The following is a 300-nucleotide window of genomic DNA, read 5'->3' as shown; positions in this document are numbered from 1 at the left end:
GGAGGAAGGAGTGAAGAGATGGGGGAGAGTGTGATGGGGAGGTGGAAAGAGTGGAGGTTGGATGTGGGGAGGGGGGAGGGTGAGATTGAGGTGGTTGGGGTGGGGGAGGGGATGGTGAAGGGTGGGGGGGGAGGGGAAGTGGGAGGGAGGGTGGGGGGAGGTGTGGGATTGGTGGAGGGGGAGGGAGGGGGGGGGGGGGGAGTGGGGGGGGTGGTGTGGGGGGGTGGAGGTGTGGTGAAGGTGATCGGTAAGGGCGTGAGAGTGGAGGACGCCGGGGGTGGTGGCTAGGACGAGTTGGGG

At 67.7% G+C, this 300-nt stretch carries 1 protein-coding gene; it reads left to right on the top strand.

Annotation, left to right across the window (positions count from 1 at the left end; all coding sequences use genetic code 11):
- On the top strand, positions 1–288 hold a 288-nt coding region (locus FS507_RS18160), incomplete at its 5' end, for a hypothetical protein (protein ID WP_222121460.1).
- Positions 289–300: the final 12 nt, after the last annotated feature.

The organism is Corynebacterium glyciniphilum AJ 3170, from assembly GCF_007673095.1.
GTDB lineage: Bacteria > Actinomycetota > Actinomycetes > Mycobacteriales > Mycobacteriaceae > Corynebacterium.
The sequence above is the reverse complement of the archived record's forward strand: the minus strand, read 5'-3'. Positions and strand labels throughout refer to the sequence as shown.